Genomic DNA, 22,062 nt, shown 5'->3' on the forward strand with positions numbered 1-22,062 from the left:
GATCCGGCCCGGGTAGAGTGCGGAGGGTCGCCGGGCGCGCCCCCAGCCGGGCGACGGGGAGTCGTTCCATGCTGAAGATCCATTTCTCCGGCGAGGACATCCTCCGGACCCGCGTGGCTCCGGCGGCCGATCCGGTCTGGGAAGTGGTGCTGAGCCTGCACCTGTTGCCCGGGCGCAGCCGGGACCCGCTGCTGGCCGGCTGGCGGCGCGAGGTCATGCGCGACCTGCGCCGGCAGGAGGACACCGACAGCCTGCGGTTGCTGTTCGCGTTGAGCCCGCCGCGTGGCTACTTCCCGGACTTCCTCACCCCGTACGAGAGCGTGGACGGGTTCGAGGCCGGGATGGAGGCGTTGCGGCGTACTCCCGCCGAACTGCTGCACCGCGACCTGACGCTGCTCGCCGGCGGTCGAAGCCTGCCCGCTGCCGCGGCCGCCCTCGCCCGGGGCGAGCCGGCGGCGTTGGAGCACCTGACCACGACCATCGGTCGCTACCGTGAGCTGGCCCTCGGCCCGTACTGGGCCGGGGTTCAGGCGGCGGTGGAGGCCGACCGGGCGCGGCGGGCGCGGGCTGTCCTCGACGATGGCATCCAGGGGCTGCTGACCAGCCTGCGCCCGGGTGCGCGGTGGGAGTCGGGCGTGCTGGAGATCCCCAACTATCCGCGCAGCCGCGAGCTGCACCTGCAGGGGCGCGGCCTGCTGCTGGTGCCGTCGTTCTTCTGCGCGGACACGCCGGTCGCGCTGCTCGACCCGAAGCTGCCGCCGGTGCTGGTCTACCCGGTGGACCGGCTGGGCGGGCTGGCCTCGGACGGAGCGGGGGCGTCCGGCGCGGGGCGGGAGGCGCTGGCCGCGCTGCTCGGGCGCACCCGCGCGGCGGTGCTGGCCACCACCGAGGACGGTTGCAGCACCGGGGAACTGGCCCGCAGGTTGCGCATCTCGCCGGCCGCGGCCAGCCAGCACGCCACCGTGCTGCGGAACGCCGGTCTGCTGGTCAGCCACCGCGACCGCAACACCGTCCTGCACACCCTCACCCCCCTGGGCCGCGCCATCCTCACCCCCTGAGGGAGAGCGATCAGAGGGCGAGGGTGGCGGCGGCGGTGGTGGCGGTGGGTGGGGGCAGGAGTTGGGAGGGGATGTCCTGCGCGGCGAGGGCGGTGCGGAGGCGTTGGACGTCCGCGCCGAAGCGGACCAGCTGGACCGGTCCCACCGGGGTGGGCGGGGAGCAGAGCACCAGGGTGGTGGCGTCGGCCGGCCAACCGGGCACGGTGGCGACCAGGCCGGCGCGTACGTCGTCATCGGTGACCTGGGTGAAGATCGTGCCGGGAGCGACCACGCCGGCAACCGCAACGATCGCCCGGCCGACCGCCGCCGGATCGGGTGCGGCGCTACCGGGCTGGTCCGGCAGCGTGGCGGCGGCGGCGAAGCCGGCCGCCCTCGCCTCGGCGGTGCCGAGCGAGAACAGGTCCATCGAGGCGTCCCGGACCATGACCCGCGCCCCCTCGCCGTCGCCCGGCAGCGGCCCGGTCAGGTAGCCGCGGATCACCGCCACCGGCATCTGGTCGCACTTGCCCTTGATCAGTTCGCCCGCCCCGGCCAGCTCGTCGACCACCGCCATCTGGGTCAGCACCAGCTCGTTGCCGTACGGGTCGACCTCGCCCCGGTGATCGCGGATGGCGTCCATCCCGGCGACACCGAGGGCCACGTCGGTGAGCCCGTTGCGCCAGGGTCGGCCCATGGTGTCGCTGACGATCACGGCCACGTCCACCCCGTACCGCTCGTGCAGGCCGGCGCGCAGTGCCCGTGCCGAGGCGTCCGGATCCTCGGGGAGCAGCACCAGCCGGGTCTTGTCGACGTTGGAGGCGTCGATCCCGGCCGAGGCCATCACGAAGCCGTGCCGGGTCTGCACGATCTGGGTCGCGCCCCGGGTCGCCACCACCCGCACGGTCTCCGCCGCGAGCACCTCGTCCCGGGCGGCCTGCCGGTCCGGGCCGTCGGCCGGAACGTCCACCAGCCGCCCCTCCGCCTTGGAGACGATCTTGCTGGTCACCACCAGCACGTCGCCGTCGCGCAGCCAGGGCGCCGCGGCCCCGATCAGCGCCGCCAGGTCGTCGCCCTCGGTCACGTGGCCGATGCCGGGCACCGGCAGGATCTCCAGCCTCACGTCAACTCCACCGCGGCACGGACCATCGCCGTCGTCGCCGCCTCGTCGGTCATCCGCAACGGCACCGCGCGGACGGTCACGTCCGGCACCACCGTCTCCGCGTCCTCCTCGGCGACCAGCCAGCCGTCCAGCAGGCCGCCGGTGGCACGGCTCCCGTAGAGCCGGCCGACCCCGGCGGCGCTGCACTCGACACCGAGCACGGACAGGCAGCGATCCGCCATGCCCCGTACCGGCGCGCCGCCGATGATCGGAGACACGCCCACCACCGGGGCGGGCCCGTCCGTCACCGCATCCCGCAGACCCGGCACGGCCAGGATCGGCGCGATGCTGACCACCGGGTTGCTCGGCGCGAGCAGGACCACGTCGGCTCCGGCGATCGCCTCCGTCACGCCGGGTGCCGGCTTCGCCGCGTCCGCGCCGACGAAGACGAACCGGTGGGTCGGGACCTGCGCCCGGTGCCGCACCCACCACTCCTGGAAGTGGATCGCCCGCTGGCCGCCGTCGATATCAATGATCGCGTGCGTCTCCAGGCGGTCGTCGGTCGCCGGCAGCAGGCGTACGCCGGGCTGCCAGCGGGTCGCCAACGCCTCGGTGACCTGGTGCAGCGGATAGCCCGCGTCCAGCATGGTGGTGCGGACCAGATGGGTGGCGAGGTCCTTGTCGCCCAGCCCGAACCAGCTCGGCTCGGCGCCGTACGCGGCCAGCTCGGACTTGACCGTCCAGCTCTCGCCGACCCGGCCCCAGCCCCGCTCCGGATCGGCGCCCCCGCCGAGGGTGTACATCACACTGTCCAGGTCCGGGCAGACCCGGAGCCCGTGCAGGCGCAGGTCGTCGCCGACGTTGACCACCGCGGTCACCTCGGCGCCCACCTCGCGGGCGTACGCCCGCACCCCGAGCAGGAACCGGGCACCGCCGATTCCCCCGGTCAGAACCACGATGCGCATTCGCCCATCCTCGCCTACGTGACGCCTTCGGCGTCGCGCCGCCCGCAGAGACTAGGCTCACGTCGGCATCTGTCCGCTTTCGTCCCAGGGAGAGTTCGTGACCAGCCCCGCCGAGCCGCCGCCCAACGCCCCGACCCCGGCCAGCCAGGTGACCCGGCCGCTGCGCGAACTCGCCGCCATCGTGCTCCTGGGCGCGAACGCCATCTTCCTGTTCGTCGGGCTGATCCGGCTGCTCGCGCCGCAGGGTCCCTACAGCACGGTGACCGGGCGCGCCGGCAACTCGTTCTTCGCGTTCGTCGGAGTGGAGGCGATCGTCCTGCCGGTGCTGGCCGTGCTGCTGGCGACCCATGTGGCCCCCGTCGTGCCGAGGGCGAAACTGATCACGCAGGTGGCGCTCGGCGAGTACGCGGCCAGTGCCGTGCTCGGTGGACTGACGCTGCTGATCTGGCTGGTCGGCCGGCTGGCCGAGGCCCAGGTCTTCGACGCCATGACGGGCATGCTCGCCCGGGCCGCCTGGGTGGCGCTGTTCGGGATCGCGGCGTACGTGGTGTGGACGGTCTGGCAGCGGCTTTACCACGTGCCCCGGCCGAAGCCGCAGCCCGGCGTGTACGGCACCCCGCAGCCGGGTTGGCCCCAGCCGGGCGGCCCGGGTGGCGGGTGGCCGACGGTGGGCCAGTCGGGCGGATGGTCGGCTGGTGACCAGCCCGGTGGCTACGGTGCCGGTCAGGCCGGCGGCTACCCGAGCCCCGGGCAGACCGGTGGTTCCCCCGGTGCCGGCCAGCCCGCCGGGTGGCCGGTGGCGGGCCAGGCGCCCGCCTCGGCCGGGGGACCGTCCTCGGCCCCACACACCTGGCCGCCGCACGGCCAGCCGGCCGTGCCGCCGCAGTCGGCGGCACCGTCCGCGCCGCCGTTCGGGCAGCCCGCCTCGGCCGATCCGACCCAGACCATCCCGCGTCAGGGCGCCGACCCGACCCAGGCGATCCCGCGGCCCGCCGGCGACGCCGACCGCACCCAACGTATCGACCCGGGCGAGAACCGCGCCTGATCGGCACTCGCCGCACCGCGTGTGGTTGCCCACGGCGCAGTGTGCACCGGGCGGCAGCGCATAGGCTGAGCGGATGGTTGATCGGAGCGAGTCCGCACCGGGCGAGGCGGGCGTACGGCGGGCGTTGCGCCGGGCCGCCGCCGGGCGGGCGCTCGACGTCGACGAGGCGTCCGCACTGCTGTCTGCCCGGGGCGCGACCCTGGAGGAACTGCTCGGCATCGCCGGGGCGATCCGTGACGCCGGCCTGCGTGACGCCGGCCGTCCCGGCGTGGTGACGTACTCGAAGAAGGTCTTCATCCCGCTGACCCGGTTGTGCCGGGACCGTTGCCACTACTGCACCTTCGCCACCGTGCCGCACCGGTTGCCAGCGGCCTTTCTCGACCGCGACGAGGTCCTCGCCATCGCCCGGGCCGGTGCCGCCCAGGGCTGCAAAGAGGCGCTATTCACCCTCGGTGACCGGCCGGAGCAGCGCTGGCCGGCGGCCCGGCAGTGGCTGGACGAGCGGGGCTACGAGTCCACCCTGGACTACCTGCGCGCCTGTGCCGTTGCCGTGCTGGAGGAGACCGGCCTGCTGCCGCACCTGAACCCGGGCGTGCTCTCCTGGTCGGAGCTGCAACGGCTGAAGCCGGTCGCGCCCAGCATGGGGATGATGCTGGAGACCACCGCGACCCGGCTGTGGTCCGAGCCGGGCGGCCCGCACTACGGCTCGCCGGACAAGGAACCGGCGGTGCGGTTGCGGGTGCTCGACGACGCCGGCCGGGTCGGCGTCCCGTTCACCACGGGCATCCTGATCGGCATCGGCGAGACCCACGCCGAGCGGGTGGACGCGATCTTCGCGATGCGGCGGGCGCAGCGGGAGTACGGCCACCTCCAGGAGGTGATCGTGCAGAACTTCCGCGCCAAGCCGGACACGGCGATGCGCGGCATGCCCGACGCGGAGCTGCACGACCTCGCCGCCACCGTGGCGGTGGCCCGGGTACTGCTCGGTCCGAAGGCCCGCATCCAGGCGCCGCCGAACCTGATCGCCGGTGAGTACGACCTGCTGCTGCGGGCCGGCATCGACGACTGGGGCGGGGTGTCCCCGGTGACCCCGGACCATGTCAACCCGGAGCGTCCCTGGCCGCAGCTCGACGAACTGGCCGCGCGTACCGCCGCGGCCGGGTTCACGCTGCGGGAGCGGCTGACCATCTACCCGGAGTACGTCCGGGCCGGCGAGCCCTGGCTGGATCCGCGCCTGCTGCCGCACGTCGGCGCGTTGGCCGATCCGGAGACCGGGCTGGCCGTGGAGTCGGCCCGGCCGGTGGGCCGGCCGTGGCAGGAGCCCGACGAGACGTACGGCGGGCGCACCGACCTGCACGTCACCATCGACACCACGGGGCGCAGCGAGGACCGGCGGGGCGACTTCGACCACGTCTACGGCGACTGGTCGGAGGTGGCCGCGAAGGCCGCCGTACCGCCGGCGCGAGTGGGCACCGGCGACGGCCCGGCGGCGGACGCGGGCCAGCCGGCCGGGGTCGGCCGGGGGGTGAGCGCGGGGGCCGGTGACGCCGACCTACGGGCCGGGCTGCGGCTGGCCGCCGACAACCCGGCGGCGCTGCTCGAACCTCGGCACGCCGACGCCGCGCTGGCGCTGTTCGGCGCGGACGGCCCGGCGCTGGACGAACTCTGCCGCACCGCCGACGCGCTGCGCCGGGAGGCCGTCGGCGACGACGTCACCTACGTGGTCAACCGCAACATCAACTTCACCAACGTCTGCTACGTGGGCTGCCGGTTCTGCGCGTTCGCGCAGCGGGAACGCGACGCCGACGCGTACCGGCTGTCGGTGGAGCAGGTCGCCGACCGGGCGCGGGAGGCGTGGGACGCGGGCGCCAGCGAGGTCTGCCTGCAGGGCGGCATCGACCCGAAGCTGCCGGTGACCATCTACGCCGACCTGGTCCGGGCGATCAAGGCGCGGGTGCCGGAGATGCACGTCCATGCCTTCTCACCGATGGAGATCGTCACCGCCGCCGCCAAGGCCGGCGTGTCGGTGCGGGACTGGCTGACCGGGCTGCGCGAGGCGGGGCTGGACACCATCCCGGGCACCGCGGCGGAGATCCTCGACGACGAGGTGCGCTGGGTGCTGACCAAGGGCAAGCTCCCGGCCGCCGCCTGGGTCGAGGTGGTGAGCACGGCCCACGAGCTGGGTATCCGGTCCAGCTCCACGATGATGTACGGCCACGTCGACCACCCTGGACAATGGCTGGCGCACTTCCGAGTGCTGGCCGGAGTGCAGGACCGAACCGGCGGGTTCACCGAGTTCGTGGCGCTGCCGTTCGTGCACACCAACGCCCCGATCTACTTGGCCGGCATCGCCCGGCCCGGGCCGACCTGGCGGGAGAACCGGGTGGTGCACGCGATGGCCCGGATGCTGCTGCACGGCCGGATCGACAACATCCAGTGCTCCTGGGTGAAGCTGGGCGACGCGGGCACCGCCGAGATGCTCCGCAGCGGCTGCAACGACCTGGGCGGCACGCTGATGGAGGAGACCATCTCGCGGATGGCCGGCTCGGGCAACGGGTCGGCGCGTACCGAGGAGCAATTGCGGGCCATCGCGGCAACGGCGGGCCGGCCGGCGCGTAGGCGGACGACTGCGTACGGTCACATCGGCGCCTGACGTCGAACCTTCGCCCGCCGCCGGCCGTACCTGTGGATGCCGGCGGCGGTAGCGGCGAGGACCGCCGCCGGCACCCCTCGCGGGGACCGCCACCGTCGTCCTCGATCCGGGTGGCTCCGCAGCCGCCTCCCGCGGGCCGCTATACCGTCTGGTGGGACGACGACGCGCCGGTTGGTGCGGTCGCCGTGGCCGGCGGTGCGGTCGCCAAGTTCGTCTGGCCCACCAGCAAACCTCCGCCTGTCGACTGACCCTGCCGGGCATCCCGACCACCGCGTCCCGTCCACATCGTGGACGGTGTGCGGTCCTCATTGACCCGCGCGGCGGGCGGGGGTGGCGAAGTCGCGTTAACCTTGCGGCTCAAGATCAATCGATCTTGCCGAGTGGCCTTCCTGGGGCCGCCGCAGGGCCCGTCGCCCCTGCGGCGCGCCGCCCGCCACGGGAGAAAACTCGGGCAACTCGCCGGGAAGGGCGTTACTCGGCCGGGGTCTGAATCGATAGGGCAGGGCGAGACCGGGTGGTCCGGACGGCAGTCCGGGTGCGCGTGTCGGGAGGGCGACTCCATTATCAAGTTTGGCTTGACGGCGCACGTATTACACGCGTGTAATTTGAATGGGGTTGTTCGCACGGAACGCACAAAAACGGGACCGGACGGACAAGCACGCCTTTCGCGTGGGGGGTTGCAGCGGCGATGACGCCGGTGCGCGACAAGGAGGCAACTGATGGACGGCCAGCTCGAGGCGGCCGACCTGCTCGGAAACGCGCCGGAGTGGCAGGAGCGGGCGTTGTGCTCGCAGACCGACCCGGAGGCGTTCTTTCCCGAGAAGGGCGGCTCGACCCGCGAAGCGAAGCGGATCTGCTCGCGGTGCGAGGTCAAGACGGAATGCCTCGAATACGCTCTCGGCCACGACGAGCGGTTCGGGATCTGGGGTGGGCTCTCGGAGCGGGAGCGGCGCAAGCTCAAGCGCCGGGCAGCCTGAGACGTCGGGCCAGGGCGGCCGGGGGGCACCCGCCCGGGTCGGCAGAAGCCGGACCGGACGCCGTCGCGGTGGGGGCCGCGGCGGTCGTCGGGCGGGCCTGGCCGGCCAGGTTCAGGCCAGCTCGTCCGGGTCGACGCCGAGCAGGTTCGCCACCTGCTCGATGATCACGTCGTGCACCAGGTCGGCGAGATCCTCCCGGTCCATGGCCCGGAACTCCAGCGGGCGCCGGTACAGCACGATCCGGGGCGGCACCTCCTGGCGGCCCGGCCGGCCCGGCAGCAACCGGGCCAGCGGCACCTCGCCGTCCTCCAGCACATCGGAGTCGTAGACGTTCAGGTCGGGCGGTACGTCCTCGACGGCGAACTCCACCCCGGCCAGTTCCTTGGCGAACCGGCGTTCGAGCGACTCGACGGTGTCCAGCACCAGGTCGTCGAAGATCTCCGCCTTGGTCCGCGCCAGCGGCACGGTGGCCGGCACCAGCCGCCCGCGCAGGCCGCGTCCGTGCCGGTCGCGGTGGGCGCGCCGGCCGGAGCCGGGGCGGCGGTTCTCCGGGCTCGTCATGAGCCAAAGGGTAGCTTCCGGTCGGGCCCGGGCCGCATCAGCGCCGCCACCGTGGCGCGCCGAGTCGCCGGACGAGAATTGTGATCACCAAAACGGGCGTGTCGGAACGCGAAGCGGTGCGCCGGAGCCGGTAATGGAGATACCCTGCGCGCGTGAGGTCACCACGGCGCTGCTCCCGTAACGGCTGCCCCCGGCAAGCGGTCGCCACGTTGACCTATGTCTACAACGAGTCAACCGCCGTGGTGGGCCCGCTGGCCGCCTTCGCCGAGCCGCACACGTACGACCTCTGCGAGCCGCACGCCCGCAGCCTCACCGCGCCGCGGGGCTGGGAGGTGGTCCGGCACGAGGGCGAGTTCGAACCGCCGCCGCCGACCACCGACGACCTGGTGGCCCTCGCCGAGGCGGTGCGCGAGGCGGCCCGTCCCGCACCCCGCCCGCCCCAGGACGACCAGGACCAGGCGACCACGCCCGCCACCTCCCGTCGCGGCCACCTGCGCGTTATCCCACCCAGCTACTGACCCACCCCCGGCCCCGACCCCCCGTCCCGGCCTCCGTCGGCCTCGGCCCTGCGGTTGATCATGAAGTTAGCGGGCGTTTCGATCTCGGAGACGCCCGCTAACTTCATGATCAACGCTGCCGGCCCACGCTGGGCCAAGGGGTGGGCTGGTCAGTGGCCGAGGAAGCGGGAGAAGGCGGCGGCGCGGCGGGAGGGACGGCCGGTACGGTTCTCCGCCTCGTCGGCGGCGAACATCACCTTGAGGCCGGCGTTGACCGCGAGCCAGCGGAGCGGTTCCGGCTCCCAGCGCGGGGAGCGGTGGTTGACCCAGGGCAGTTGGGTCAGCTCGGTGCGTTCGCCCCGGATCAGGTCGGCCAGGGTGCGTCCGGCCAGGTTGCTGGTGCCGACCCCGTCGCCGACGTACCCGCCAGCCCAGGCCAGCCCGTCACCCCGGTGGTAGCCGACCGAGGCGGCCCAGTCCCGGGCCACCCCGAGCGGCCCGCCCCAGGTGTGTGTCACCGGCACGTCCGGGCCGAGCACCGGGAACAACTCGCCGAGCGTACGGCGCAGCGCGGCGAAGACCCGTGGCTCTCGGTCGAAGCCCGGCACGACCCGCGACCCGAAGTGGTACGGCGCACCCCGCCCGCCGAACGCGAGCCGGCCATTGGCGGTGCGCTGGCCGTAGATGATGACGTGCCGGTGGTCGGAGAAGGTCTCCCGCTCGGCGAGGCCGATCTGCTCCCAGGTGGCCGCCGGCAGCGGCGCGGTCGCGACCATCAGCGAGTAGACCGGTGCGATGGCGCGCCGGTGCCCGGGCAGACCCGAGGTGTACCCCTCGGTGGCGCGGACCACCACCGGCGCGCGGACCGCGCCGGCGGGTGTCACCGCCCGGCCGCTACGGATCTCGGTAACCGGGGTCCGCTCGTGGATGGTCACGCCCCGGCGTTCGACCGCCCGCGCGAGGCCGCGCACCAGTCGGGCCGGATGCACGGCCGCGCAGTGCGGGGTGTACGTGCCGCCGCGTACCCCCTCGGCGGCGCATCGCGCCACCGCCTCGGCCGGGCCGAGCAGGTCGAGATCCTCCGGGCCGAACCCGAACTCCCGCGCCTCCGTCACCGTCGCGCGGGCCCGCTCGAGTTGCGGCCCGCTGCGGGCGAGCACCACCGTGCCGCCGTACGACCAGTGGCAGTCGATGCCCTCGGCCGCGACCACCCGGCCGATCTCGCGCACGGTGTCGTGCATGGCGCGTTGCATGGCGATCGCGGCGTCTCGGCCGTGCTGGCGGGCCAGCGCCGGCAGTGACGTGGGTAGCAGCGCCGAGCACCAGCCGCCGTTACGCCCGGAGGCACCGAACCCGGCGACCTGACGTTCCAGGACGACGATCCGCAGCGACGGGTCGGCCTCGGCCAGGTAGTACGCCGTCCAGAGCCCGGTGTAACCGGCGCCGACGATCACCACGTCGGCATCGGTGTCGCCGGCCAACGGCGGGCGCGGGGTCAGCGGCTCGTCCACGGTGGAGAGCCAGTACGACAGGTCCTGGTAGCGCACGGTCGCTCCTGACGGTGCCGGCCGGGCCGCGCCGCAGTTGGCGGTCGGGCCCGGCCGGGGTTGGCTGCGAAGATCAGGCAAACCCTAGAGCCGGGACCACGCCTCGGTGAGCACGGCCCGCAGGATCTGCTCGATCTCGTCGAAATGCTGCTGCCCGGCGATCAGCGGCGGGGCGAGCTGCACCACGGGGTCGCCCCGGTCGTCGGCCCGGCAGTAGAGCCCGGCGGAGAAGAGCGCGCTGGACAGGAAGCCGCGCAGCAGCCGCTCGGACTCGGCCTCGTCGAAGGTCTCCCGGGTGGCCTTGTCCTTGACCAGTTCGATGCCGTAGAAGTAGCCGTCGCCCCGGACATCGCCGACGATCGGCAGGTCGTTCAGCTTCTCCAGGGTGGCGCGGAACGCCGCCTCGTTGGCCCGTACGTGCCCGACCAGGTCCTCGCGGGCGAAGACCTCCAGGTTGGCCAGGGCCACCGCGCAGGAGACCGGGTGGCCGCCGAAGGTCACCCCGTGGGCGAACATGCCGGTCTCGGTCAGGAACGGCTCCATCAGCCGGTCGCTGGCGATCATGGCACCGAGCGGCGCATAGCCGGAGGTGATGCCCTTGGCGGTGGTGATGATGTCGGGCTGGTAGCCGTAGCGGACGGCACCGAAGTATTCGCCGAGCCGCCCCCACGAGCAGATCACCTCGTCGCTGACCAGCAGCACGTCGTACGCGTCGCAGATCTCCCGGACCCGCTCGAAGTACCCGGGCGGGGGCGGGAAGCAACCGCCGGAGTTCTGCACCGGCTCCAGGAAGACCGCCGCGACGGTTTCCGGCCCCTCCCGCTCGATGGCGCGGCCGATCTCCTCAGCGGCCCAGCGGCCGAACGCCACCGGGTCGTCGCCGTGCTCCGGGGCGCGGTAGAAGTTGGTGTTCGGCACCTTGATGCCGCCGGGCACCAGCGGCTCGAAGTCGCTCTTGATCCCGGGCAGGCCGGTGATCGACAAAGCGCCCATCGAGGTGCCGTGGTAGGCGATGTACCGGCTGACCACCTTGTGCTTGGTCGGCTTGCCGGTGCGCTTGAAGTACGCCCGGGCCAGCTTCCAGGCCGCCTCGACCGCCTCCGAACCACCGGTGGTGAAGAACACCCGGTTCAGGTCGCCGGGGGTGAGCGCCGAGATCCGCTCGGCCAACTCCACCGCGGTCGGGTGGGCGTACGACCAGAGCGGGAAGTAAGCCAGCTCGCCGGCCTGCTTGGCGGCAGCCTCGGCCAGCTCGGTACGACCGTGGCCGGCGTTGACGACGAAGAGCCCGGCGAGCCCGTCCAGGTAGCGCCGGCCCTGCGCGTCCCAGACGTACGCGCCCTCGCCGCGGACGATGGTCGGCACCTCACCGGCGGAGTAGCTCGCCATCCGGGTGAAATGCATCCAGAGGTGGTCGGTGGCGTTGGCCATGTCAGCCCCATCGGGTCTCGGGCCGGTCAGGGGTCACCGGCCGCTCTGCCCACGGTTATCCCACAGTCCGACGCCGAAAGGCAAGTGCGATCGGTTGGAAAAGCGGCCCAATGCAACGGATTTAGCGAGCAGTTGTGCCTCGCGCAACGGAATCCGCATCACGCCACTCGGGCCGCCGGTGCCCCTCTTCCGGGCCGGTCTGCTCGACGGCGGCGGGGTTCGGGGTGACCCCTGCGCTGCCTTTGCTCTGCTTCAACCGGCGCACTGCCTTCGGGTCGTGCGTGCCCCCCGGCGGCGTGGCCGGATTCGCTCAAGATCTTGGACAGTTTCCGTTCGCGCGGAACGGTAACTGTCCAAGGTTCACATGCGCGAGGGGTGTTCTGGGTCCGCTGGGCGGTGGGCGGTGGGACGTGTCCAGGGCGCTTCGGGGCCATCCGGGTCGCACCTCGGATGCGCGAAACAGTCCTGGCGGCAACACGCCGAGACGAGGCGGACAACGCCACCCAGTGTGGCTAGCGTGCGGCGCAGTGTGACGCTCGGACGGAGGTTTGCGACATGAACGAGGCGCTGCGGGTGGCGATGGCAGACAAGGGCGAGACCGCCGAGTCGTTGGCCGCAAAGGTCGGCGTGGATCCGAAGACGGCGGGTCGCTGGCTCGCCGTGGGCCGGATTCCGCACCCCCGGACCCGGATCGCCGTCGCCACCATCCTCGGGCGGACGGCCGCCGACCTCTGGCCGGAGCCGTTCCGCCGCCGTGACCTGCCCTGGTTTCGAGAGTGGGCGGAACTGGAACAGAAGGCCAGTTCCGTCCGGTCGTACCAGCCGCTGCTCGTGCCGGGCCTGCTCCAGACCGAGGCGTACGCCCGGGCCGTGCTGGCGACCGGCGGCCTGGTTCCGCCGGCGGAGGTGGAGGAGATCGTCGCCGCGCGGCTGGCGCGGCAGCGGGTGCTGGACCGCGACGTGCCGCTTCAGCTGGTGGCGGTGATCGACGAGGTGGTGCTGCGTCGGCGGGTGGGCGGCGACCGGGCGGTGATGGCCGGGCAACTGGTCCACCTGGCCGAGTCGGGCGAGCGGGAGCACGTGCAGGTGCGGGTTATCCCGGCCGAGAATCCGTGGCACACCGGCCTGGCCGGGCCGTTCGTGCTGGCCCGGACGCCGGACGGCGCCGAGGCGGCCTACCTGGACAACCAGCTGCGCGGTCAGGTGGTGACCGAGCGTGCCGACCTTGCTAGCCTGGGCGCGAGATGGGAGAGCGTGGCCGGTGAGGCGCTGCCCCGTCGCCGGTCCATCGAGCTGATCAGGGAGGTGGCGACGACATGGACATGACCGGCGCCCGCTGGCGCACCGCCACCCGCAGCAGCAACAACGGCGGCGACTGCGTCGAGGTGGCCGACAACCTCCCCGGCCGGGTCCTGGTGCGCGACAGCAAGGCCCGCGACGCCGGCACGCTCGCCTTCGCCCCGGATGCCTGGCGCGCGTTCGTTGCCGCCAGCCGGCGTCCGGTCGCCTGACGGCCGGCGAGAGGCCAGCCCCCGCCCCTCAGGCGGTGCCCCAGGTGTAGGTCTGCTTGCGCAGCTTGAGGTAGACGAACGCCTCGGTGGAGAGCACGCCGGAGACCGCGCGCAGCCGTTGCAGGATCTCCAGCAGATGCTCGTCGTTGCGGCAGACCACCTCGGCCAGCAGATCGAAGGAGCCGGCGGTGATCACGACGTAGTCGACCTCGTCCAGGGCGGCGATGCGGTCGGCCACCGCCTCCAGGTCGCCGTCGGTACGGAGGCCGATCATGGCCTGTCGGGGAAAACCCAGCTGGAGCGGGTCGGTGACCGCGACGATCTGCATCACCCCGGCGTCGAGCAGGCGCTGTACCCGCTGGCGTACCGCCGCCTCGGAGAGCCCCACCGCCTTGCCGATGGTCGCGTACGGCCGGCGCCCGTCCTCCTGGAGCTGCTCGATGATCTGCTTGGCCACGTCGTCGAGGAGGGCGTGGCTGGCACCCTCGCGCACGCTGACCCGGCGCCCACCGTTGCCGCTGTCCTGCTGCCGGTTCGTCATCGACCGCTCCCCATGTCCATCACCGGGCTGAGCCTAATGCCACGGGCAGTCTGGCGTAATTCGTCGTCCAGGGCTATTCCAGCAACGGAATCCCTTGTGAGAGAGGTCTCCTCATGTCAGGATCAGTCGTCCATCGCCATTGACCCTCCCGCCGGCGCGCCCACCCCCCGTCCCGCCGCCGACGATGACCCCTTAGGAGTCGTCACATGCGTAGTGCCTTCCGGCCCCTCACCCGGCGTGGTCTGCTCACTGGCACCCTCAGCTCGGCTGCACTGCTCGCCGCAGGTGGCACCCTCGCCGGCTGCGGTACCAAGGGTGCCCAGCAGACCGAGGCGGGCTGTGCCAGCGAGGACCTGTCCGGTACGGAGAAGAAGTTGGCTTTCTCCAACTGGCCGCAATACATGGACGTGGACGAGGACGACAACGCCAAGCGCCCTTCTCTCGACGAATTTGTCAGCAAGACCGGCATCCAGGTGACCTACACCGAGGACGTCAACGACAACAACGAGTTCTTCGGCAAGGTGCAGAACCAGCTCGCCGCCTGTCAGAGCACCGGGCGGGACGTCATGGTGCTGACCGACTGGATGGCCGCCCGGATGATCCGGCTGGGCTGGCTCCAGAAGCTCGACAAGGCGAAGCTGCCCAACGTCGAGGCCAACCTGCTGCCGTCGCTGCGTAACCGTCCCTTCGACGTCGACAACCACCTCGCCGTCCCGTGGCAGTCCGGCCTGGCCGGTCTCGCGTACAACGGCCGGGTCACCTCGGAGATCCGCACCGTCGACGAGCTGCTCACCCGCGCCGACCTCAAGGGCAAGGTGACCGCGCTGACGGAGATGCGCGACACCATGGGGCTGCTGTTGATGTCCAACGGTCACAACCCGTCCGACTTCACCGCCAACCAGTTCGACGACGCGCTCAACAAGCTCAAGAAGGCGGTCAGCTCCGGGCAGATCCGTCGGTTCACCGGTAACGACTACGCCCCGGACCTGGCCAAGGGGGACATCGCGGCGTGCATCGGCTGGTCCGGTGACATCGTCCAGCTCGGCTTCGACGACGAGAAGATCAAGTTCGTGGTCCCCGAGTCCGGTGCGACGCTCTGGTCGGACAACATGCTCGTGCCGAACCGGTCCACCCACAAGGCCAACGCCGAAGAGTTGATCAACTACTACTACGACCCGGCGGTCGCCGCCCAACTCGCCGCGTACGTCAACTACATCTGCCCCGTCCAGGGCGCGCAGGCGGAGATGGAAAAGATCGACCCGGAACTCGCCGCCAACCCGCTGATCTTCCCGGACGAGTCCATGCTCTCCAAGGCCCGGGTCTTCATGGCCCTGGACGAGAAGCAGGAGCGCGAGTACGAGACCAAGTTCCAGCAGGTTATCGGAGCGTGATGATGGCGCGGGAAACTCCGGCCGGCGACTTGCGGCTGGCCAACCTCACCAAGACGTTCGGCGCTTTCACCGCCGTCGACGAACTCAGTTTGACGATTCCGCAGGGCTCGTTCTTCGCCCTGCTCGGCGCGTCCGGCTGCGGCAAGACGACCACTCTGCGGATGATCGCCGGGCTTGAGGAGCCGACCAGCGGGCAGGTGCTGCTCGGGGACCGGGACATCGCCCGGCTGCGTCCGTACAAGCGGCCGGTCAACACGGTGTTCCAGAGCTACGCGCTCTTCCCGCACCTGGACATCTTCGAGAACGTGGCCTTCGGGCTGCGCCGGCGCGGCATCCGCTCTGTCGACCAGCAGGTCCGGCAGATGCTGTCGCTGGTGCAGCTCGACGGCTACGAGCGGCGCCGCCCCGCCCAGCTCTCCGGCGGGCAGCAGCAGCGGGTCGCGCTGGCCCGGGCGCTGATCAACCACCCCCAGGTGCTGCTGCTCGACGAGCCGCTCGGCGCGCTGGATCTCAAGTTGCGCCGTCAGATGCAGATCGAGCTCAAGCGGATCCAGACCGAGGTCGGCATCACCTTCGTGCACGTCACCCACGACCAGGAGGAGGCCATGACGATGGCCGACACGGTCGCGGTGATGAACGCCGGGCGGATCGAGCAACTCGGCCCGCCGGCCGAGATCTACGAGTTCCCGGCCACCGCGTTCGTGGCCAACTTCCTCGGCCAGTCCAACCTGATCGCCGGCGAGGTCGCCGGCGGCAACGGAAGCGACATCCTGGTCACCGCCCACGGCGGGCGCTTCTCGGTGCCGGCCGCTCGGGCCCGCGCCAACCGGGGTCCGGTCCACCTCGGGGTACGCCCCGAGAAGCTGCACCTGGCGGCCGGGGCCGGCCAGGTGCCCTCGGGCTGCCAGTACCTCGAAGGGACGATCAGCGACGCCTCCTACGTCGGGGTGAGCACCCAGTACCTGCTGCGTACCGCCTGGGGCACCGAGGTGAGCGTCTTCGTCGCCAACAGCGGCGCCCAGCAGCGGTTCGTGCCGGGCAACCGGGCGGTCGCGTACTGGGACCCGCGGCACGCCTTCCTGCTCGGCCGTCGAGCCGGCGACGACGACCGCACCACCCCGGTCCTCGACGAGCCGGTGGGTGCCTCCTCGTGAGCGCGCTGGCGCACGTGCCCACGGGTTCGGGACGGTCGGCATCGCCGCCGCCGGCTGCCCGCCCGGGGCGGCACCGGTTCCTGCCGTACCTGCTGTTGCTGCCCGGCGCGGCCTGGCTGTTCCTCTTCTTCGCCGTGCCGATCCTGCAGCTCGCCGCCGCCAGCCTCTACGACCCCGAGGGCTCGCTCTCCACCGGGTACGCGCTGACCTGGGCGTTCGGCAACTACCCGACGGCGTTGCAGGCGTACTGGCCGCAGTTCGGCCGGTCGTTCCTGTACGCCGGCATCGCGCTGGTGCTGGCGTTGCTGATGGGCTACCCGCTGGCGTACGCGATCGCGCAGAAGGCCGGCCGGTGGAAGAACCTCCTGCTGGTCTGTGTGATCGCGCCGATGTTCACCAGCTTCCTGGTGCGCACGCTGGCCTGGAAGACCATCCTGTCGGACAACGGCTGGCTGGTCGGGCTGCTGCGCGACGTGCACCTGCTCGGCCCGGACGGCCGGCTGTTGGCCACCCCGGTCGCGGTGGTGCTCGGCCTGACGTACAACTTCCTGCCGTTCCTGGTGCTGCCGCTGTACGCGAGCCTGGAGCGGCTCGACTACCGGCTGCTGGAGGCGTCGAGCGACCTGTACGCCAACCCGCTGAAGACGTTCCGGCGGGTCACCCTGCCGGTGTCGATGCCCGGCCTGATCGCCGGCACCCTGCTGTTCTTCATCCCGGCGACCGGCGACTACATCAACGCGGAACTGCTCGGCACCCCGAACCAGTACATGATCGGTAACGTCATCGACTCGGCGTTCCTGGTCCGGCTGGACTACCCGCAGGGCGCGGCGCTGTCGTTCCTGCTGATGTCGGCGATCCTCGCGGTGGTCTTCGTCTATCTGCGCCGGGCCGGCACGGAGGAAGTGCTGTGAAAATCTCCCGCTGGTTCGCCGAGCACTGGGTGATGGGCGTCGCGCTGCTGGTCCTCGGCTACCTGTTCCTGCCGATCGCCGTGGTCGCCGCGCTGTCGTTCAACCGCCCCTCCAGCCGGTTGTCGTACGACTTCAACGAGTTCACCCTCGACAACTGGCGCAACCCGTGCGCCACCTCGGACATGTGCGATGCGGTGCTGCGCAGCGTGCAGATCGGCTTCATCTCCACGGTGGCGGCCACCGCGCTCGGCACGCTGATGGCGTTCGCGCTGGTCCGGCACCGGTTCCGCGGCCGGTCCGGGCTCAACGTGCTGATCTTCCTGCCGATGGCGACGCCGGAACTGGTGATGGGCACCTCGCTGCTCGCCCTCTTCGTCGCCGGCGGGGTGCCGCTGGGCTTCTGGACCATCGTCATCGCGCACGTGATGTTCTGCGTGTCGTTCGTGGTGGTCACGGTCAAGGCGCGGCTGGCCGGGATGGACCGGCGGCTGGAGGAGGCCGCGATGGACCTGTACGCCAGCGAGTGGCAGACGTTCCAACGGATCACCCTGCCGCTGGTGCTGCCCGGCATCGTGGCCGCCGCCCTGCTGGCCTTCTCGCTCAGCTTCGACGACTTCATCATCACGAACTTCAACTCCGGCACCACCGTGACGTTCCCGATGTACGTCTGGGGTGCCGCCCAGCGGGGCATCCCGCCGCAGGTCAACGTCATCGGTACGGCCATGTTCCTGGTCGCACTGCTGCTGGTGCTGGCCAGCTCGCTGCGCGGCCGGCAGGCCCGCCGGGCAGCGGTGGCCGTGGCCGTGCCGAGCCCTCGGGCGAGCACCCGGTCATGACCCTGCCGCATCCCGGCCGGTCGCCAGGGCGCGTGTCGAGGTCGCAGCCCGGCCGCGCCGGGCCCAGACGGCGACCGGCGGCGTTGGAGGTTCGTCCGGATACAACACCGGTATCCGGACGAACCTCCGCCTTGCCGGATCGCCCCCTGGGCCTCGCCACGACTCGCGCTGGGACCTCGACACGCGCCCTAGCCGACGCGGCGCGCGTGCCGTACTGGCTCGACCGGCCGGAGCGCCCCGATCCACTGCCGCCGCTGTCCGGCGCGACCGAGGCCGACCTGCTGGTGGTCGGCGGCGGCTACAGCGGCCTCTGGGCCGCCCTGCTGGCCAAGCAGGCCGACCCCGGGCGGGACGTGCTGCTGGTCGAGGCGGGCACCTGTGGCTGGGCGGCCTCCGGGCGCAACGGCGGGTTCTGCGCCGCCTCGCTGACCCACGGGCTGGCCAACGGGGCGCAGCGGTTCCCCGACGAGATCGATCTGCTGGACCGGCTCGGCCGGGAGAACCTCGACGCCATCGGGGCGACCGTCGCGGAGCTCGGCATCGACTGCGACTTCGAGCGCACCGGCGAGCTGTCCGTGGCGGTCGAGCCGTACCAGCTCGACGGGCTGGCCGAAGACGTCGCGTTGGCCCGCCGGTACGGCCACGACGTCACCCTGCTCGACGCCGACGAGGTACGCGCCGAGGTGGACTCGCCGACGTACCTCGGTGGGCTGTGGGACCGCGACCGGGTGGCGATGCTCGACCCGGCGCGGCTGGCCTGGGGGCTGCGCCGGGCCTGCCTCGACCTCGGTGTGCGGATCCACGAGCACACCCGGGTCACCGGGCTTCGTCCCGGCGGCGGGGCCCTGCACGCACGCACCCTCGGTGCCGACGGCGTCCCCGGTGCGGTACGCGCGGGTCGGGTGGTGCTGGCCACCAACGCGTTCCCGCCGCTGCTGCGCCGGCTGCGCGCCTGGATCGTGCCGGTGTACGACTACGCGCTGATGACCGAGCCGCTGACGCCCGAGCAGCGCGACGCCATCGGGTGGCGCAACCGGCAGGGGCTGGCGGACACCGGCAACCAGTTCCACTACTACCGGATCACCGGCGACGGCCGGATCCTGTTCGGCGGCTACGACGCCGTCTACCACTACGGCAACCGGATGGCGCCCGCGCTGGAACAGCGGGAGCAGACCTTCACCGCGCTGGCCAGCCACTTCTTCACCACCTTCCCGCAGCTGGCCGACGTGCGGTTCAGCCACCGATGGGGCGGGGTGATCGACACCTGCACCCGGTTCTGCCCGTTCTTCGGCACCGCCTACTCCGGCCGGTTGGCGTACGCCGCCGGGTACACCGGGCTCGGCGTCGGCGCGACCCGGTTCGGTGCCCGGGTGATGCTCGACCTGCTCGACGGAGCGGACACCCCGCTGACCCGGCTCGGCCTGGTCCGCGGCAAGCCGCTGCCGTTCCCGCCGGAGCCGGCCCGCGCGGCCGGCATCAATCTCACCCGCTGGTCCCTGGCCCGCGCCGACGCGCGGCAGGGACGGCGCAACGTTTGGCTCCGTACGCTCGATCGTTTTGGTTTGGGGTTCGATTCCTGATGCGCATCCTTCTCGTCGGCGCCGGTGGCGTCGGCTCCGCCGTCGTCGCCATCGCGGCCCGACGCACGTTCTTCGAGACCATGGTGGTCGCCGACTACGACGCCGGTCGCGCGTCGCGGGCGGTCGCCGGCCAGGACGCCCGCTTCGTCGCCGGCCAGGTCGACGCCGCATCGGCGGACGCGGTCGCCGCGCTCTGCCGCGAGCACCGGATTACCCACGTGCTCAACGCGGTCGACCCCCGGTTCGTCATGCCGATCTTCGACGGTGCGTACGCGGCCGGCGCGGACTACCTGGACATGGCGATGTCGCTGTCCCACCCGCACCCCGACCGCCCGCACGCCGAGACCGGCGTGAAGCTCGGCGACGAACAGTTCGCGGTGGCCGGGCAATGGGAGGCCGCCGGCCGGCTGGCACTCTGCGGCATCGGCGTCGAGCCCGGCCTGTCGGACATCTTCGCCCGGTACGCCGCCGACGAGCTGTTCGGTGAGATCGACGAGATCGGGGTACGCGACGGGGCGAACCTGACCGTGGACGGCTACGACTTCGCGCCGTCGTTCTCCATCTGGACCACCATCGAGGAGTGCCTGAACCCGCCGGTGGTCTGGGAGGCCGACCGGGGCTGGTTCACCACCGAGCCGTTCAGCGAGCCGGAGGTGTTCCACTTCCCCGAGGGCATCGGCCCGGTCGAGTGCGTCAACGTCGAACACGAGGAGGTGCTGCTGATCCCGCGCTGGGTGCCGGCGAAGCGGGTCACCTTCAAGTACGGCCTGGGCGACGAGTTCATCGAGGTGCTCAAGACGCTGCACAAGCTCGGCCTGGACTCGACGGCGCCGGTGACGGTGAAGGGCGTCGAGGTCTCGCCGCGCGACGTGGTGGCCGCCTGCCTGCCCGACCCGGCCACCCTCGGCGACCGGATGCGCGGCAAGACCTGCGCGGGCACGTTCGTGACCGGCGTCGGGAAGGACGGCGCGCCGCGAAAGGTCTACCTCTACCACGTGGTCGACAACGAGTGGTCGATGCGCGAGTACGGCCACCAGGCGGTGGTCTGGCAGACCGCGGTCAACCCGGTCGTCGCCCTGGAACTGCTGGCCACCGGTGCCTGGTCGGGCGCCGGGGTGCTCGGCCCGGAGGCGCTGCCGCCGAAGCCGTTCCTCGACCTGCTGACCGGCTACGGCTCACCCTGGGGGATGGAGGAACGGTGAGATGACCCGCTACGGCCCGATGTTCGGTCCCGACGTCACGTTCCTCGGCGTGCCGCCGTGCACGCTCGAGGAGCCGGTGACCTACGCGGACGCCGACGTGGTCATCGTCGGGGCCCCGTTCGACGGCGGCACCTCGCACCGGCCCGGCACCCGGTTCGGCCCGTCGGCCATCCGGCAGGCCTGTTACCTGCCACACGACGGCTCCCGGCCGTCCCTCGCGCTGCGCGTCGACGCCCTGCGCGACCTGCGGGTGTACGACGCCGGTGACGTGGAGATGTTCTCCGGCGACATCGAGCGGTCGCTGGGCGCGCTGGAGTCCGCCGTGTACGCGATCTCCTCGGCGGGGGCCATCCCGGTGGTGCTTGGCGGCGACCACTCCATCGCGCTGCCCGACGCCACCGGGGTGGCCCGCCAGCACGGGCTCGGCCGGGTGTCACTGGTGCACTTCGACGCGCACGCCGACACCGGGGACATCGAGTTCGGCTCGCTGCACGGGCACGGACAGCCGATGCGTCGGCTCATCGAGTCCGGCGCGGTCCGCGGCGACCGCTTCCTCCAGATCGGCCTGCGCGGCTACTGGCCGGGGCCGGAGACGCTGTCCTGGATGGCCGAGCAGCGGATGCGCTCGTACGAGATGACCGAGATCGTGGCCCGGGGTCTGGACTCGTGCCTCACCGAGGCGTTCTCGATTGCCACGGACGAGTGCGAGGGCGTGTTCCTCTCCGTCGACGTGGACGTGGTCGACCCGGGTATGGCACCCGGCACCGGCACCCCCGAGCCGGGCGGCTTCACCTCCCGGCAGTTGCTCGACGCCGTCCGCCGGGTCTGCTACGAGCTGCCGGTGGTCGGGGTGGACGTGGTCGAGGTCGCCCCGCCCTACGACCACGCCGACATCACCGCCTACCTCGGCAACCGAGTGGTCCTGGAGGCCCTGTCCGCCATCGCCCGCCGCCGCCGCGACACCGCAGGCGGCACCTCCTGGAACCCCACCCAACCCCTCCTAGACGCCCGCTGACCACCCCTCCCACCCCTCCCCACCCCCACCCCTCGGCCTCCAGTCGCAGCAGCGCCTCCCGGACCGGCGTCCGGGAGACCCCGGTCGCCTCGGCGATCTCACCCTCGCT

Annotated in this window: 20 protein-coding genes and 1 pseudogene; 14 read left to right on the forward strand and 7 right to left on the reverse strand. The window is 72.1% G+C overall.

Translation table 11 applies throughout. From position 1 onward, the window contains the following. Positions 1 to 68: 68 nt before the first annotated feature. A complete protein-coding gene (locus tag AB0M52_RS03900) occupies positions 69 to 1,058 on the forward strand; it encodes a winged helix-turn-helix domain-containing protein (RefSeq protein WP_363948531.1) in 990 nt (329 codons plus the stop codon). Positions 1,059 to 1,068: 10 nt separating this feature from the next. Here the strand turns inward: AB0M52_RS03900 and AB0M52_RS03905 are convergent, their stop codons facing one another. Then, positions 1,069 to 2,157: a coenzyme F420-0:L-glutamate ligase gene (locus AB0M52_RS03905; RefSeq protein WP_363948534.1), complete on the reverse strand. Its 1,089-nt coding sequence runs from the start codon at positions 2,155 to 2,157 to the stop codon at positions 1,069 to 1,071. Beyond that, positions 2,154 to 3,101 carry a 2-phospho-L-lactate transferase gene (gene cofD, locus AB0M52_RS03910; protein ID WP_363948537.1) on the reverse strand — a complete coding sequence of 316 codons (948 nt, stop codon included), beginning with the start codon at positions 3,099 to 3,101 and terminating at the stop codon, positions 2,154 to 2,156. Before cofD ends, AB0M52_RS03905 begins: the two co-directional genes overlap by 4 nt. Positions 3,102 to 3,198: 97 nt before the next feature. Between cofD and AB0M52_RS03915 the strand changes: the two genes are divergently transcribed. The 3 genes from AB0M52_RS03915 (at position 3,199) to AB0M52_RS03925 (ending at position 7,776) form a co-directional block, all read left to right on the forward strand. Then, positions 3,199 to 4,146: a hypothetical protein gene (locus AB0M52_RS03915; protein ID WP_363948540.1), complete on the forward strand. Its 948-nt coding sequence runs from the start codon at positions 3,199 to 3,201 to the stop codon at positions 4,144 to 4,146. A gap of 73 nt (positions 4,147 to 4,219) precedes the next feature. Further along, entirely contained in the window at positions 4,220 to 6,799 is a 2,580-nt protein-coding gene (locus AB0M52_RS03920; protein WP_363948543.1) for a bifunctional FO biosynthesis protein CofGH, read from the forward strand. Positions 6,800 to 7,518: 719 nt separating this feature from the next. Then, positions 7,519 to 7,776 (forward strand): WhiB family transcriptional regulator, encoded by a 258-nt coding sequence (locus AB0M52_RS03925; RefSeq protein WP_013731688.1) that lies wholly within the window; start codon positions 7,519 to 7,521, stop codon positions 7,774 to 7,776. Between the two features lie 111 nt (positions 7,777 to 7,887). On the opposite strand, the gene AB0M52_RS03930 is transcribed toward AB0M52_RS03925, so the two are convergent. Next, on the reverse strand, positions 7,888 to 8,337 hold the full coding sequence (locus AB0M52_RS03930) for a metallopeptidase family protein (protein ID WP_111219014.1): 450 nt from the start codon (positions 8,335 to 8,337) through the stop codon (positions 7,888 to 7,890). Positions 8,338 to 8,489: 152 nt separating this feature from the next. On the opposite strand from AB0M52_RS03930, the gene AB0M52_RS03935 reads away from it, so the two are divergent. Beyond that, positions 8,490 to 8,855 (forward strand): DUF3499 domain-containing protein, encoded by a 366-nt coding sequence (locus AB0M52_RS03935; protein WP_363948546.1) that lies wholly within the window; start codon positions 8,490 to 8,492, stop codon positions 8,853 to 8,855. A 149-nt stretch (positions 8,856 to 9,004) separates the two neighbouring features. Here AB0M52_RS03935 and AB0M52_RS03940 read toward each other — a convergent pair whose 3' ends face one another. Together AB0M52_RS03940 and AB0M52_RS03945 are read right to left on the reverse strand one after the other, a co-directional pair. Next, entirely contained in the window at positions 9,005 to 10,381 is a 1,377-nt protein-coding gene (locus AB0M52_RS03940) for an FAD-dependent oxidoreductase (protein ID WP_363948549.1), read from the reverse strand. An 84-nt stretch (positions 10,382 to 10,465) separates the two neighbouring features. Then, positions 10,466 to 11,812, reverse strand: coding sequence for an aspartate aminotransferase family protein (locus AB0M52_RS03945; protein ID WP_363948551.1), 1,347 nt, complete (start codon positions 11,810 to 11,812; stop codon positions 10,466 to 10,468). Between the two features lie 555 nt (positions 11,813 to 12,367). Here AB0M52_RS03945 and AB0M52_RS03950 point away from each other — a divergent pair. Then, positions 12,368 to 13,138, forward strand: a complete 771-nt coding sequence (locus AB0M52_RS03950) for a helix-turn-helix transcriptional regulator (protein WP_363948554.1) — start codon at positions 12,368 to 12,370, stop codon at positions 13,136 to 13,138. Continuing rightward, positions 13,129 to 13,323, forward strand: coding sequence for a DUF397 domain-containing protein (locus AB0M52_RS03955; RefSeq protein ID WP_363948556.1), 195 nt, complete (start codon positions 13,129 to 13,131; stop codon positions 13,321 to 13,323). The genes AB0M52_RS03950 and AB0M52_RS03955 overlap by 10 nt, the downstream gene beginning before the upstream one ends. Positions 13,324 to 13,351: 28 nt before the next feature. Here the strand turns inward: AB0M52_RS03955 and AB0M52_RS03960 are convergent, their stop codons facing one another. Continuing rightward, positions 13,352 to 13,864 carry an Lrp/AsnC family transcriptional regulator gene (locus tag AB0M52_RS03960; protein ID WP_363948558.1) on the reverse strand — a complete coding sequence of 171 codons (513 nt, stop codon included), beginning with the start codon at positions 13,862 to 13,864 and terminating at the stop codon, positions 13,352 to 13,354. A gap of 206 nt (positions 13,865 to 14,070) precedes the next feature. On the opposite strand from AB0M52_RS03960, the gene AB0M52_RS03965 reads away from it, so the two are divergent. The 7 genes from AB0M52_RS03965 (at position 14,071) to speB (ending at position 21,953) form a co-directional block, all read left to right on the forward strand. Beyond that, positions 14,071 to 15,255: a spermidine/putrescine ABC transporter substrate-binding protein gene (locus AB0M52_RS03965; protein ID WP_363948561.1), complete on the forward strand. Its 1,185-nt coding sequence runs from the start codon at positions 14,071 to 14,073 to the stop codon at positions 15,253 to 15,255. Continuing rightward, complete coding sequence (locus AB0M52_RS03970; RefSeq protein ID WP_363948564.1) at positions 15,255 to 16,409, forward strand: ABC transporter ATP-binding protein; 1,155 nt, start codon at positions 15,255 to 15,257, stop codon at positions 16,407 to 16,409. The genes AB0M52_RS03965 and AB0M52_RS03970 overlap by 1 nt, the downstream gene beginning before the upstream one ends. Then, entirely contained in the window at positions 16,406 to 17,320 is a 915-nt protein-coding gene (locus AB0M52_RS03975; RefSeq protein WP_363948566.1) for an ABC transporter permease, read from the forward strand. Before AB0M52_RS03970 ends, AB0M52_RS03975 begins: the two co-directional genes overlap by 4 nt. Beyond that, on the forward strand, positions 17,317 to 18,156 hold the full coding sequence (locus AB0M52_RS03980; protein WP_363948569.1) for an ABC transporter permease: 840 nt from the start codon (positions 17,317 to 17,319) through the stop codon (positions 18,154 to 18,156). Before AB0M52_RS03975 ends, AB0M52_RS03980 begins: the two co-directional genes overlap by 4 nt. 206 nt (positions 18,157 to 18,362) lie before the next feature. Beyond that, on the forward strand, positions 18,363 to 19,736 hold the full coding sequence (locus AB0M52_RS03985; protein ID WP_363948572.1) for an FAD-dependent oxidoreductase: 1,374 nt from the start codon (positions 18,363 to 18,365) through the stop codon (positions 19,734 to 19,736). Continuing rightward, a complete protein-coding gene (locus AB0M52_RS03990) occupies positions 19,736 to 20,938 on the forward strand; it encodes a saccharopine dehydrogenase C-terminal domain-containing protein (RefSeq protein WP_363948575.1) in 1,203 nt (400 codons plus the stop codon). Before AB0M52_RS03985 ends, AB0M52_RS03990 begins: the two co-directional genes overlap by 1 nt. A 1-nt stretch (position 20,939) precedes the next feature. Next, positions 20,940 to 21,953, forward strand: a complete 1,014-nt coding sequence (speB, locus tag AB0M52_RS03995) for an agmatinase (RefSeq protein ID WP_363948578.1) — start codon at positions 20,940 to 20,942, stop codon at positions 21,951 to 21,953. Positions 21,954 to 21,987: 34 nt separating this feature from the next. Here the strand turns inward: speB and AB0M52_RS04000 are convergent. Beyond that, a pseudogene (locus AB0M52_RS04000) lies at positions 21,988 to 22,050 on the reverse strand (hypothetical protein); the annotation flags it as partial. Between the last annotated feature and the right edge of the window lie 12 nt (positions 22,051 to 22,062).

Origin of the sequence: Micromonospora sp. NPDC051296, from assembly GCF_040682255.1 — a bacterium.
In the GTDB taxonomy this organism is placed as follows: domain Bacteria; phylum Actinomycetota; class Actinomycetes; order Mycobacteriales; family Micromonosporaceae; genus Micromonospora; species Micromonospora craterilacus.

Bases quoted from the DNA above. Each gene is read 5' to 3' on its own strand.
- AB0M52_RS03970 (WP_363948564.1), top strand. From the start codon at position 15,255: ATGATGGCGCGGGAAACTCCGGCCGGCGACTTGCGGCTGGCCAACCTC.
- cofD (WP_363948537.1), bottom strand. From the start codon at position 3,101: ATGCGCATCGTGGTTCTGACCGGGGGAATCGGCGGTGCCCGGTTCCTG.
- AB0M52_RS03930 (WP_111219014.1), bottom strand. From the start codon at position 8,337: ATGACGAGCCCGGAGAACCGCCGCCCCGGCTCCGGCCGGCGCGCCCAC.
- AB0M52_RS03950 (WP_363948554.1), top strand. From the start codon at position 12,368: ATGAACGAGGCGCTGCGGGTGGCGATGGCAGACAAGGGCGAGACCGCC.
- speB (WP_363948578.1), top strand. From the start codon at position 20,940: ATGACCCGCTACGGCCCGATGTTCGGTCCCGACGTCACGTTCCTCGGC.
- AB0M52_RS03960 (WP_363948558.1), bottom strand. From the start codon at position 13,864: ATGACGAACCGGCAGCAGGACAGCGGCAACGGTGGGCGCCGGGTCAGC.
- AB0M52_RS03945 (WP_363948551.1), bottom strand. From the start codon at position 11,812: ATGGCCAACGCCACCGACCACCTCTGGATGCATTTCACCCGGATGGCG.
- AB0M52_RS03990 (WP_363948575.1), top strand. From the start codon at position 19,736: ATGCGCATCCTTCTCGTCGGCGCCGGTGGCGTCGGCTCCGCCGTCGTC.
- AB0M52_RS03955 (WP_363948556.1), top strand. From the start codon at position 13,129: ATGGACATGACCGGCGCCCGCTGGCGCACCGCCACCCGCAGCAGCAAC.
- AB0M52_RS03965 (WP_363948561.1), top strand. From the start codon at position 14,071: ATGCGTAGTGCCTTCCGGCCCCTCACCCGGCGTGGTCTGCTCACTGGC.
- AB0M52_RS03925 (WP_013731688.1), top strand. From the start codon at position 7,519: ATGGACGGCCAGCTCGAGGCGGCCGACCTGCTCGGAAACGCGCCGGAG.
- AB0M52_RS03920 (WP_363948543.1), top strand. From the start codon at position 4,220: ATGGTTGATCGGAGCGAGTCCGCACCGGGCGAGGCGGGCGTACGGCGG.
- AB0M52_RS03900 (WP_363948531.1), top strand. From the start codon at position 69: ATGCTGAAGATCCATTTCTCCGGCGAGGACATCCTCCGGACCCGCGTG.